Source organism: Streptomyces sp. NPDC002853 (genome assembly GCF_053591915.1).
In genome coordinates this window covers 83,820-95,941 of sequence record NZ_JBSFUS010000013.1, presented here as the reverse complement: position 1 = coordinate 95,941, position 12,122 = coordinate 83,820, and the positions used below count along the sequence as shown (strand labels likewise).

The window sequence follows — 12,122 nt, the reverse complement described above, 5'->3', positions numbered from 1 at the left end:
GTGAGAAACATGCCTGCTGATTCGTCTCGGATGCGGCCGGAGACGAGCCTCGCACCGGCCGCCGGGGAGGGGCTGCGCGCGGACGCGCTCCACAACCGCCGGCGCGTTCTCGAAGCCGCCCGTGAACTGTTCGCCGCGCGTGGCCTCGACGTGCCGATCGCTGCCATCGCCCGCCGGGCCGGGGTCGGCGTCGCCACGCTCTACCGCCGTTTTCCCACGCGGGATTCGCTGGTCACGGAAGTTTTCGCGGATCAGCTCAAGGCGTGTGTGGGCGTCGTCGACGTCGCCCTGGCGGACCCCGACCCCTGGCACGGATTCCGTACGGTCATCGAGAAGGTGTGCGCCATGCACGTGGTCGACCGTGGATTCAGCGCAGCGTTCATGACGGCGTTCCCGGACGCCATGGATTTCGAACGGGAGCGCCGGCGCGCTGAGCGCGGCTTCGAGCAGCTGGTACGCCGCGCGAAGGACGCCGGCCGACTGCGTGCCGACTTCGACCCGGCCGACCTCCCTCTCATCCTGATGGCCAACGGCGGCATCACCGCGGACTCCACCGAGGCGGCCCTCGCCGCGTCGCGGCGGTTCGTCGCCTACCTCATCGACTCCTTCCGCGCCGATCGCGCCGCCCCCGCCGAGCCCCTTCCCGCGCCGATTCCCCTCGACTTCGGCGACATAGGATTCCGCAGGTGAGACGACACATAGACTTCGAGTACCTGCACAACTTCCGCGATCTGGGCGGCTATCGGACCTCTGACGGGCGCACGCTGCGCTGGGGGCGTCTGTACCGCTCCGACTCGCTGGCCAAGCTGCGGGGCGCCGACTGGGATCTCTTCCTCTCGCTGGGCATCCGCACCGTGATCGACCTGCGCTACCCGTGGGAGATCGAGGCCAAGGGGCGGGTCCCCGAGGCGGAGGGGCTCACCTACGTCAACCTCAGCGTGGAGCACCGCCCGTACGACCAGGCGGAGATCGACCCCGGCCTCGACCCCTGGCGATATCTTGCCGACCGGTACGCGGAGGTCGCCCTCGACGGCGCCGAGGAACTGCGCCAAGCGCTGGAGGTCATCGCGTCCGGCGATGCCCCGCAGGTCTTCCACTGCGCATCGGGCAAGGACCGCACCGGGCTCCTCGCGGCGCTCGTCCTCGCGCTGCTCGGCGTCGAAGAGGACGTCATCGCCGAGGACTTCGCCCTCACCGAGCTGGCCACGGACCGGCTGATCGCGGACTGGAAGGCGGGCCACCCGGACCGGCACCTGAACTGGCCCGGGTACGGGCGGGCCCCCGAAGAGATCATGCGTCTCTTCCTCGCGGACCTGACCGACACCCATGGCTCGGTACGCGATTACGCGGTCGAGCAACTCGGCGTCGACGACGCCCTGATCGACCGTCTGCGCACGCGGCTGCTGAACTGAACCACCGCTGCGACGGGGCGGCGGCTCAGCCCCGGAGAGCGGCGTACGTCCGCTCGGCGATGTCGACGACGTCGTACGGCCGGAACTGGCCCGCGAAGTGACGCAGGCTCAGCTCGCGATCGCCGTCCCCCTCGCGGGGCGTGCCCACGAGCAACTGATCGCAGTACTCGGCGACGTCCTGGACGATGCGCTCACACCGGTAGTACGCGAGCGTCCGCGCGTCGATCTCTTCCGTGCCGTAGCCCCGGTAGAAGGCGGCGCACTCGGCGGCATCGTTCCAGACGCCGCCCACGCCGCCGCCGACGAACATCAGGTCACGCTCCCGCGGCGCCAGCACGGGATCGTCCCAGTCGACCACCACGACCGCACCGTCGTCGGTGACCATGACGTTCCCGGCGTGCAGATCGCCATGGCAGAGCACCAGTTCGCCCTGGTTCCCGCGCAGCTCCGCCGCCAGCTGCTCGGCCCTCTCGACGAGGGTGGTCAGCTGCCGCCGACGGGCCCTGAGAATGGCGGCCAACTCTCTCGCCGAGGTGTCGGGCAGACGCTCCGGTGGTGTGTCGGTGGCCAGATGATGGCGCACCCTGTCACGCCATGTCGGGCTGTACGTCTCCACCCGGACCGTCGAGCGCAGGGTGGGCGGCAGGCCGATCCCGTGCAGAGCACGCACGGAGATCCCCAGCGCCGTCCACTGGTCACGTGTCAGGGATGTGTCGAAGCCGCTGCGCCCTGCCACGAAGGGGTAGAGGACAGCGGCGTACCCATCGAGGAGCGTCGAGAGCCGGCCGTGGCGGTCGGGCACCGGCGCGACCACGCGAGCGGCCTCGAAACCGGTTCTGGCCTCGGCGGCAACGGCGTCGACGGCTTCGGCCAGAAAGCTCTGCAGCGGCGCCGTCGTGTCGTCCGCGGCTCCGGGCCGCAGCTTCAGGAAGTACGTGCCGTCGTGCGAGGCGAGGCGGTAGGTGGCGGCTTCGGCGTCCGCACCGGGGGCCGTCGGATCGACGTCGACGACGTGCAGGCCGTAGGCGGCCCGGACGTGCCGGACGAGGTCTCCGCTGCTGACGCCGGGCTTTCCGATCATTGGCTCATCCTGGCATGCGCCGCCATGTGCACGGCCCCCTGACCGGGAGCCGGGTCAGACCCGCGGGGCCTTGCCCGCCGAGGTGCCCCGCCCCGCGACCGGTACGTCCAGCGGCCGGGCGAGGCCCACCACGCCTTCGTCCAGGCGTTGCAGGTGGCGAAGCACGCGGTAGGTGACGGTGCCCGAGCGCGGGGCGCCGGAGCCCTCGGCCTCCAGCATCGAGGCGATGCTGGCGCCCGATTCGACCTCGCCGGTGGCCTTGTCGTCCTCCACGTACGCGGCGATGACCTCGATGTTGTGGGCGATGCGCAGGCCGGCTCGTTCGAGCCGGGGGTCGGCCGCGACGTTCTTGCTGTACGGCACGAGTTCGGCCGTCGCCGCCAGGGAGCGGGCGTGATAGGCGCAGGTCTCCAGGAGCGCCACCAGATAGCGTGCGGTCCTGCGGCGGCCTCGCAGCGGGGTGATGGGGTGGGTCAGCGGCTGGATGGAGGCGCGCAGATCGTCGAGCGCGGTGTCCAGGTCCCGCGCCTTGTCCAGGAGATCGGCCGCCGGGCCGCCGCTGAGCTGCTCGACCGACGCGGAGATGACGTCGGCGAGGCGGGTCAGGACCGTGTTCAGGAGGTCGTCGGTGCGGCGGTCGGTGTGCACCGGCAGCACGAGGACCGCCGCGATGATGCCGCAGGCGGCGCCGAGGGCCGTCTCCTCGATGCGCAGCCAGAGCACGGCGAGGCTGTAGGTGTTCAGGAGGGTGTAGAGCAGGCCCAGCATCGCCGTGACGAAGAAGGACATGAGCGCGTACGACAGGGGAGCGGTGAAGAACATCGCGAAGATGAAGAGCAGGACCAGCGCGAACGCGACCCAGGTGTGGTTGCCCACCAGACCCGCGAGCGCCACACCCGCGACCACCCCGAGGACCGTGCCCAGGAGCCTTCGGTAGCCCTTGACCAGGATCTCGCCCGTGGACGCGGTGTTGAGGAAGACCACCCAGCAGGTGAGCACCGCCCAGTACCAGCGCTGGGTGGAGAGGAACTCGCCGCCGATGATGGCCAGGGTCGAGCCCACCGCGACCTGGAACGCGGCCCGGGTGGTGGGGCGCCGAAGGCCGGTGCGGTCGTCCTCCTCGGGTTCGGCGATCTCCTCGACGCCGATCGCGATGTCCTCGGCGTCGAACTCCTCGCGGGAGCGGGTCGTCGCCGGTGAGTCGTCGGACTCGTCCTGGGGACCGTCGAGGGCGATCCGCAGGCCGAGGACGGCTCGGGCCGCCTCACCGATGCCGCGGAAGACGTCCTGGACCGCCATCGAGGCGCGCGGCAGATTGTCCTCGTCGCGGTAGCCGAGCAGCCGGTTGCGTACGTGGGCCAGGGCCGTGCCCCGGTCGTCGGCGACCGGGCGGCCGACCAGCAGGTGCAGCGCGTTCAGGTCCCGGCGCAGGGTGACCGTGGCGTCGTCCTCGGCGCGGATGCGCGTCCCCGTCGCCGGCACGGGGGCGTGCGGCAGATACAGGGTCAGGGTGTCCGCGCGTTCGGCGCTGCGCGCGTTGAGGAGGAGCGCGCCGAGGCGTTCGGCGGCGATCTCCGCGTCCGCCACGCGGCGTTGGACCAGCGTCGCCGTGGCCGCGTCAGGGGTGCCCTCCTCGAGGCGCCCCTGGATCATCAGGGCCGTCTCGTGCAGCCGGGAGGTGCCGCGCCGCAGCTCGGTGAGGACCTTCTCCAACTGCTCGGGCGTGGCGTCGAGAAGCTCGATCTGCGTGGCCACCAGCTGCGCGAGCCGCGCCCTGAAGGCGACGCGCAGCCGCCCCAGATCACGCCCCGGCGTCTCCGGCACGACGGCGAACCGTACGACGGCGCTGCACACGAAGGCGACGGCAAGGGCCAGGCACAGGCTGGGCAGGGCGGATGCCGTGGCGCCGACGAACAGGGAGACGAAGTAGACCTGAAAGCCGATCAGGCCGAGGGCGGTGCCCCGGTCGCCGAACCGGCGGCTGTAGACGGCACCGAAGATCAGCGCGATGAAGAAGATGTCGCCCGCGACGACCTGGTCGTGCAGCAGCGCACCCAGGGAGATCGCCGTGATCGCGACGGGCAGTCCGAGCGCGAGCGTGATCGCCTGGCCGCGCACCTCCTTCTCCTTGATGGCGAAGGTGGAGACCATCGCGGTCATGGCGCCCGCGACCATGTGGGTGACATCGGTGCCGAGCAGCGCGAGGACGACGAGCGTGAGCCCGATCGCACCGACCGTCCGCAGGCCCGCCATCAAGCGCAGGAGCCCCGGGTCCGAGGCCACAAAGCGGTCCCATGTGCCGGTCCTGGTCCGCCGTCTCACTGCGCTCACACCCTCATCGCCGCTGCTCAGGCGGAGATTCTGTCACGGCGGGCTGCAACCGGGGCTTGAGGGTTCACAGCGTGATACGGCCGGGCGGCCGACAGCAGGAGGGGCAAAGTCTCCGGGGCGACTTCAACGAAACACTTGAAGTCATGAATCCAGCGGATGACGCAATGACCGGGGCCGAGCCGTGTGCGGACGCCCCTGAAACCCGGGAAACAACCCGACGCCCCACCCCCGCCCGACGGCGCCTGTGGACGCTCCTCGCGGTGAGCGCGGCCCAGCTCCTCGTGGTCCTCGACGGAACCATCGTGAACATCGCACTCCCCTCCGCGCAGAGCGCACTCGGCATGTCCGACGCGAGCCGGCAGTGGGCGATCACCGCGTACGCGCTTGCCTTCGGCGGGCTGTTGCTCATCGGCGGCCGGGTCAGCGGCGCGCTGGGCCACCGGCGTGCGTTCCTCATCGGGCTCGTCGGCTTCGCCGCCGCGTCCGCGCTCGGCGGGGCGGCCGTGAATCCCGAGATGCTCTTCGGGGCGCGTGCCCTGCAAGGGGTCTTCGCCGCGCTCCTCGCACCCGCGGGCCTCTCCCTGCTGACGATCACCTTTACCGAGCCGGGCGAACGCGGCCGGGCCTTCGGGGTGTTCGCCGCGGTGGGCGCCGCGGGATCGGCGGTCGGCCTGGTCGCCGGGGGACTGCTTACCGAGTACGCCGGCTGGCGCTGGTGCCTCTACGTCAACGTGCCCGTGGCCCTGCTCGCCGTGCTCGGCGCGACGTTCGTGCCGCGGGACCGGCCGGTCCGGGGCGAGGGGCGGCTCGACGTCGCCGGCGCCCTGCTCAGCGCCGCGGGCTTCGCAGCGATCGTGTACGCCTTCAACGAGGCCGAGCCGCTCGGCTGGAGTGCGCCGAAGGTCCTCGTCCTGCTCGCGGCCGGTGTCCTGCTGCTCGCCGCGTTCGCCGCCGTCGAGGTCCGGGCGCCGCGGCCACTGCTTCCGATGCGGGTGCTGGTGCATCGTGCCCGCGCCGGAGCGTTCGTCTCCATCACCCTGTTGTTCGTCGCGATGTTCGGCTTCTACCTGTTCATGAGCTACTACACGCAGACGGTCCTCGGTTACTCACCCGTGGAGGCGGGCCTGACCCTGATCATCAACGCTCTGGCCGCCCTGGTCGGTGCGACGCTCATCGCCGGGAGGCTGCACGCTCGTGTCAGGCCCGCCGCGCTGATCGTGCCGGGGCTGCTGGCCGCGGCGGCGGGAATGTTGCTGCTGACCCGCCTGACCTCGCAGAGCACGGATGTCTTCGGCCTCTACCTGGTGCCCGCGCTGGTCCTGACCGGACTTGGCCTCGGCTGCGTTCTGCCTCCCACCGCGAGCCTTGCCACCGCGGGCCTGCCCCCGCACGACATCGGAGCCGCGGCGGCGGCCTACAACGCCTCCCAGCAACTGGGCGCCGCGCTCGGCACCGCCCTGCTCAACACGGTCGCGGCCGGCGCGGGCGCGTCCTACCTGGCGTCCACCGCGGATGCCACGCGCACGGCGGCCTCCGTGCACGGCTACACCTCGGCGCTGATGGTCGCCTTCGTGATCCTGCTGGCCGCGGCAGGCGTCAGCGGGGCGCTCCTGCGCGCAGTCCGTCCATGACCAGATCGAGAAGGCGTCCGGAGCGTGACTGCCAGTCGCCGTGCGGGTCGATCTGCCAGAGGCCCGCGATGGCGAGCAGGAAGTCGTCGGGGGTGACGCCGGGCCGGATGGTGCCCGCCTCCTCGTTCGCCTTCAGGAGGAGTGTGACCGCCGAGGTCACGGGTCCGTGGCCCACTCCGGCCAGCGTGCCCAGGGTGCTGGTGGCCTTGCGCATCGCGTCGGCGAGGCCGGCCTTGGCCATGGCGTACTGGGCGAGGCGGTCCATCCACTCCCGCAGGGCCTGGTCCGGCGGGCGGGTCTGAAGGAGCTGACAGGCGGTGTCGGCGACCTGCTGGACCTCGTAGCGGTAGACCTCAAGGACGAGGGCCTCGCGGTTGGGGAAGTTGCGGTAGAACGTGCCCTGCCCGACGCACGCCTTCTTGGCGATGGTGCTGAGCGGGGCATCCGCCGAGCGGGTCAGCTCGGCCAGTGCCACTTCCAGGATGCGCTCGCGATTTCGTTGCGCGTCCGAGCGCAGCTGTGCGTCCTTCTTCTCGTGCACTCGTCACTCCTCCCGAGAATCGCGGCCCGGGCCACTCTTGCTAAGCGGACAGGTGTCCGTTAAGTTTTGAAGCTAACGGACAGCTGTCCGCTTAGGGTCACCATACCGGCAGACCCCCCTTACGCACAGCGCCACCACCTCCCGAAGCCTCCGTCGGGACCGCCTAACGCGACGATCCCGCTTTTACGTGACACAAGCTGACTAAAGCTGACGCAAGCTGACAGAAGCGAAAGAAGGCTGATCGTGGCCCCATCGACGTCCAGCGCCATCACGCTGAACATCAACGGCGAAAAGCACACGCTGCCCGTCGACCACCGCACCACCCTGCTCGACGCCCTGCGCGAGCGCCTCGATCTGACCGGCACCAAGAAGGGCTGTGACCAGGGACAGTGCGGCGCCTGCACGGTGCTGATCGACGGGCGCCGCGCCGTCTCCTGCCTGCAACTCGCCGTCGCCTCCGAGGGGCGCGAGATCACCACCATCGAAGGCGTGGCGGACGGCGACAAGCTGCACCCGGTGCAGCAGGCCTTCCTCGACCTCGACGGCTACCAGTGCGGCTACTGCACGCCGGGACAGGTCTGTTCGGCCATCGCGGTCATCGAGGAACACGCGGCGGGCTGGCCCAGCGCCGCGACCACGGACGTACGGCCCGAAGCGGGCGTTCCCGAACTGAGCGCCGACGAGATCAGGGAACGCATGAGCGGCAACCTGTGCCGCTGCGGCGCGTATGTGTCGATCGTCCAGGCGGTCGCACAGGCGGCAGCCGCCGACACCAAGGGCACGGAGGCCGTGGCATGAGGGAATTCGGCTACCAGCGGGCGCTCGACGTCCCCGGCACGGTCGCGCTGCTCGGCACCGACCCCGACGCGCGCGTCCTGGGCGGCGGCACGAACCTCGTCGACCTGATGAAGACCGGCGTGGAGCGGCCCGGACTGCTCATCGACGTACGCGAGTTGCCCCTCGACCGCATCGAGACCACGGACGACGGCGGGCTGCGGATCGGCGCGACCGTCACCAACAGCGATCTCGCCGCCGACCCCGAAGCGCGGCGCCGCTACCCCGCGTTGGCGGAAGCCGTCCTGGCCGGCGCCTCGGGCCAGCTGCGCAACATGGCCACCGTCGGCGGCAACCTGCTCCAGCGCACCCGCTGCGGCTACTTCGCCGACCTGTCCAAACCCTGCAACAAACGCGCCCCCGGCAGCGGTTGCCCCGCCATCGAGGGCGAACACCACAACCACGCCATCCTCGGCGCCACCGAGCACTGCGTGGCCACGCACCCCTCCGACATGGGCGTGGCGCTCGCCGCCTTCGACGCCGTCATCTCGTACGAGACGGCACAGGGCACCGGCGAACTGCCGCTCGCCGACTTCTATCTGTCCGTCGGCAGCACCCCGCACCTGGAGACCGCGCTGCCGTCCGGCGCGCTCATCACCGGCATCACCCTGCCGCCGGCGCCGGTCGCCGCCCACTCCCGCTACCGCAAGGTGCGCGAGCGCGCGTCGTACGCCTTCGCCATCGGCTCGATCGCCGCGGCCCTCGACGTCCAGGACGGCGTCGTACGCGAAGTGCGCCTGGCCTTCGGCGCGGTGGCGTCCCGGCCGTGGCGCGCCCGCGAGGCCGAGCGGGTCCTGACCGGCGCTCCCGCGACCGCCGAGGCGTTCGCCGCCGCCGCGGACGCCGAACTGGCCGCCGCCAGCACGCTGCCCGACAACGGCTACAAGGTGACGTTGATGCGCAACCTCGTCGTCGCCCTGCTGACCGAGCTCACCGAGGAGACGACCCGATGACGGCGCAGACCACGACGACCACGTCCTCCCCGGCGTCGGGCGCCGTCGGCGCTTCGTACACCCGCGTGGAGGGACTGGACAAGGTCACCGGCGCGGCCCGGTACGCGGGAGAGATCCCCTTCGCCGAACTCGCCCACGGCTGGCTGGTGTTGTCCACCATCGCCCGCGGCCGTGTCCTGTCGGTCGAGTCGGATCCGGTGCGCGAGATGCCCGGTGTGCTGGCCGTCCTGCACCACGGCAACGCGCCGCGCGTCGACGGGGACTACGTCGGCATGCTCGGCGTACCCGACCCGATCGTGGAGGTCTTCCAGCACGACCGGGTGCCCTTCGTCGGCTGGCCGGTGGCGCTGGTCGTCGCCGAGACGTCCGAGCAGGCCAGAGAGGCCGCCGAAGCGCTGGTGGTGCGGTACGAGGAGGAGCCGCACGACGTCGCGTTCTCCGCCGAGCACCCCGGCACGTACACGCCGGACGGCGAGAACCACCTGGTGGAGAAGGGGGACCTGGAGGCCGAACTCGCCGCGTCCGCGCATGTCGTGGACGAGGAGTACACCACCCCCGAAGAGCACCACGGCTCGATGGAACCGCATGCGGCGATGGCGCGCTGGGACAACGGACGCCTCGAAGTCGTCGACTCCAACCAGGGCAGCACCTGGGTCGCGGACGAACTGGCCAAGCTGTTCTCGCTCGACCCCGCCTCGGTACGGGTACGGTCCGAGCACATCGGCGGCGCCTTCGGGTCCAAGGGTGTGCGCGTCCACCAGATCCTCGCCGTGATGGCGGCGACGCTGCTCGACCGCCCCGTCCGGGTGGTCCTCAGCCGTCGCCAGCTGTTCACGCTCACCGGCTACCGCAGCCCCACCGCCCAGCGCGTCAGGCTCGGCGCCGACGCCGACGGGCGGCTGCGCGCCGTCGACCACCAGGCGCACAGCCTCACGTCGACGGTCCACGAGTTCATCGAGGGGAGCGCCGGGTTCGGGCGTCCGATGTACGCCGCCGACGCCCATCGCAGCGTCAACCGCGTGGTGCGCCTCGACGTGCCGACGCCGACCTACATGCGTGCTCCCGGCGAGGCCCCGGGCTCGTTCGCCCTGGAGTCCGCGCTCGACGAACTCGCCGAGCGGTGCGGTGTGGACCCGATCGCGCTGCGCGCCCGCAACGAACCGGACGTGGGCCCCGTCTCCGGGCTGCCCTTCGCCAGCCGCAACCTGCTCTCCGCCTTCCAGGAGGGCGCCCGCAGGTTCGGCTGGGCCGACCGGGACCCGCGTCCCGGCCTGCGCCGCGAGGGGCGCTGGCTGCTCGGCACCGGCACGGCGGCCGCCACCTTCCCGGTGATCGTCGCGCCGTCCACCGCGGCCGCGACGGCGGAGGCCGACGGCACCTTCACGGTGCGGATCAACGCGGCGGACGTCGGTACGGGGGCACGCACCGCGCTGACCCTGATCGCCGCGGAAGCCCTTGAGGTGCCCCAGGACCGCGTCCGCGTGCGCATCGGTGACAGCGACTTCGGGCCGGCGGCGATCTCCGGCGGCTCGATGGGCACCCGCTCCTGGGGCTGGGCCGTCAGGACAGCGGTGGCCGACCTGCGGGAGCAACTGGCCCTGGGCGGCGACATCCCGCCGCAGGGAATCACCGTCCGGTCCGACACCAGCGCGGCCGTCGGAGCGCTCGCCCAGAAGGAACGCCACTCCTTCGGCGCGCAGTTCGCCGAGGTCGCCGTCGACGTGACCACCGGCGAGGTGCGGGTGCGGCGCATGCTCGGCATCTTCGCGGCGGGCCGCATCATCAACCCGCTGACCGCGCGCAGCCAGTTCGTCGGCGGCATGACCTGGGGCCTGTCCATGGCCCTGCACGAGGAGGCCCACCGCGACCAGGCGACGGGCGGCCACGTGGGCGCCGACTTCGCGGGCTACCACTTCGCCGCCAACGCCGACGTGCCGGTCATCGAGGCGGACTGGGTGGAGGACACGGACGCGGACGACCCGGTCGGCATCAAGGGCATCGGCGAGATCGGCATCGTGGGGGCCGCCGCGGCGATCGCCAACGCGGTCTGGCACGCCACCGGCGTACGCCACCGCCAACTGCCCATCCGCCCCGACCGTGTCCTGAACGCGGGAGGAGCCCCGGGTGCTTGACATCGCCGCAGCACTGAACCGCTGGGTCCAGGAGAGCCGGGACTTCGCCGTCGCCACCGTCGTCACGGTGGGCGGCAGCGCGCCGCGCCCGCCCGGCGCCGCCCTCGCCGTCGACAGCGAGGGCACGGTCATCGGTTCGGTCTCCGGCGGCTGTGTGGAGGGCGCGGTGTACGACCTGTGCGTCCAGGCCCTCCAGGACGGCGCGTCCGTGCGCGAGCGGTTCGGCTACAGCGACGAGGACGCCTTCGCGGTCGGCCTGACCTGCGGCGGCGTGATCGAGGTCCTGGTCACGCCGCTCGGCGCGGACGCGCCGGGCAGGCAGGTCTTCGCGGCGGCGCTCTGGGCCGCCGCCCGCGGCGACGCGGCGGCGATCGCCCGTGTCGCCCGGGGCCCGGCCGAACTCCTCGGCAGGGTCGTGCTCGTCCACCCCGACGGCTCGTACGAAGGAGGCCTGGACGAACATCCCGACCTCGACCGTACGGTGGTGGGGGAGACCCGCGCCATGCTGGACGCGGGCCGCACCGGCGAGTTCGACGTCTCGGAGAGCGGATCGCGCTGCGGGGAACCCCTGACTCTGTTCGTCGAGTCGTCCGTGCCCCCGCCCCGCATGATCGTCTTCGGGGCGATCGACTTCGCCGCGGCCCTGGTGCGCACCGGCAAGTTCCTCGGTTACCACGTGACCGTGTGCGACGCCCGTCCGGTCTTCGCCACGAAGGCCCGCTTCCCCGAGGCCGACGACATCGAGGTCGACTGGCCGCACCGCTACCTCCGGGACACCGCGACCGACGGCCGCACGGTCTTGTGCGTCCTCACCCACGACGCCAAGTTCGACATCCCTCTCCTCGAGGTGGCCCTGCGGCTTCCGGTCGCGTTCGTCGGCGCGATGGGCTCCCGCCGCACCCACGAGGACCGCAACGCACGGCTGCGTGAAGTCGGCGTCACCGAGGAGGAGTTGGCCCGTCTGCACTCCCCGATCGGTCTTGACCTCGGGGCCCGCACGCCGGAGGAGACCGCCCTGTCCATCGCGGCCGAGATCATCGCGGCGCGAAGGGGCGGGACGGGTGCTCCGCTGACCGGGTCGGGCGCACCGATCCACCATGACGCGGACGCCGAACGGCGCAAGGGAACCACCGGGTCCCACGCCGCCTAGCAAGTCCGGTGACAGCCGAGCGCCGTGGTCGTGAACCGACCACGGCGCTCGACGGCT

General features: G+C 71.6%; 10 protein-coding genes. 7 read left to right on the top strand and 3 right to left on the bottom strand.

The features are described from left to right. Nucleotides 1-9 precede the first annotated feature (9 nt). Together ACWD02_RS32700 and ACWD02_RS32695 are read left to right on the top strand one after the other, a co-directional pair. Nucleotides 10-690, top strand: coding sequence for a TetR/AcrR family transcriptional regulator (locus tag ACWD02_RS32700; protein ID WP_451217087.1), 681 nt, complete (start codon nt 10-12; stop codon nt 688-690). Then, nucleotides 687-1,412, top strand: coding sequence for a tyrosine-protein phosphatase (locus ACWD02_RS32695; protein ID WP_451217084.1), 726 nt, complete (start codon nt 687-689; stop codon nt 1,410-1,412). Before ACWD02_RS32700 ends, ACWD02_RS32695 begins: the two co-directional genes overlap by 4 nt. A 25-nt stretch (nt 1,413-1,437) precedes the next feature. Here ACWD02_RS32695 and ACWD02_RS32690 read toward each other — a convergent pair whose 3' ends face one another. Together ACWD02_RS32690 and ACWD02_RS32685 are read right to left on the bottom strand one after the other, a co-directional pair. Beyond that, nucleotides 1,438-2,493: a phosphotransferase gene (locus ACWD02_RS32690; RefSeq protein ID WP_451217081.1), complete on the bottom strand. Its 1,056-nt coding sequence runs from the start codon at nt 2,491-2,493 to the stop codon at nt 1,438-1,440. A gap of 54 nt (nt 2,494-2,547) precedes the next feature. Next, nucleotides 2,548-4,824 (bottom strand): FUSC family protein, encoded by a 2,277-nt coding sequence (locus tag ACWD02_RS32685; protein WP_451217078.1) that lies wholly within the window; start codon nt 4,822-4,824, stop codon nt 2,548-2,550. 164 nt (nt 4,825-4,988) lie between these two features. Between ACWD02_RS32685 and ACWD02_RS32680 the strand changes: the two genes are divergently transcribed. Further along, nucleotides 4,989-6,455 (top strand): MFS transporter, encoded by a 1,467-nt coding sequence (locus ACWD02_RS32680; protein WP_451217650.1) that lies wholly within the window; start codon nt 4,989-4,991, stop codon nt 6,453-6,455. On the opposite strand, the gene ACWD02_RS32675 is transcribed toward ACWD02_RS32680, so the two are convergent. Beyond that, nucleotides 6,421-6,996: a TetR/AcrR family transcriptional regulator gene (locus ACWD02_RS32675; protein WP_451217075.1), complete on the bottom strand. Its 576-nt coding sequence runs from the start codon at nt 6,994-6,996 to the stop codon at nt 6,421-6,423. The genes ACWD02_RS32680 and ACWD02_RS32675 overlap by 35 nt on opposite strands. A 243-nt stretch (nt 6,997-7,239) precedes the next feature. Here ACWD02_RS32675 and ACWD02_RS32670 point away from each other — a divergent pair, with 243 nt between their 5' ends. The 4 genes from ACWD02_RS32670 to ACWD02_RS32655 are packed head-to-tail and all read left to right on the top strand — an operon-like array spanning nt 7,240 to nt 12,065. After that, nucleotides 7,240-7,794: a 2Fe-2S iron-sulfur cluster-binding protein gene (locus tag ACWD02_RS32670; protein WP_451217072.1), complete on the top strand. Its 555-nt coding sequence runs from the start codon at nt 7,240-7,242 to the stop codon at nt 7,792-7,794. After that, nucleotides 7,791-8,783: an FAD binding domain-containing protein gene (locus tag ACWD02_RS32665; RefSeq protein ID WP_451217069.1), complete on the top strand. Its 993-nt coding sequence runs from the start codon at nt 7,791-7,793 to the stop codon at nt 8,781-8,783. The genes ACWD02_RS32670 and ACWD02_RS32665 overlap by 4 nt, the downstream gene beginning before the upstream one ends. Beyond that, nucleotides 8,780-10,915 carry a xanthine dehydrogenase family protein molybdopterin-binding subunit gene (locus tag ACWD02_RS32660; protein ID WP_451217066.1) on the top strand — a complete coding sequence of 712 codons (2,136 nt, stop codon included), beginning with the start codon at nt 8,780-8,782 and terminating at the stop codon, nt 10,913-10,915. Before ACWD02_RS32665 ends, ACWD02_RS32660 begins: the two co-directional genes overlap by 4 nt. Continuing rightward, the gene (locus ACWD02_RS32655) at nt 10,908-12,065 is read left to right on the top strand and encodes an XdhC family protein (protein WP_451217063.1); all 1,158 of its coding nucleotides are present in this window, start codon (nt 10,908-10,910) and stop codon (nt 12,063-12,065) included. The genes ACWD02_RS32660 and ACWD02_RS32655 overlap by 8 nt, the downstream gene beginning before the upstream one ends. The last annotated feature ends 57 nt before the right edge of the window (nt 12,066-12,122 follow it).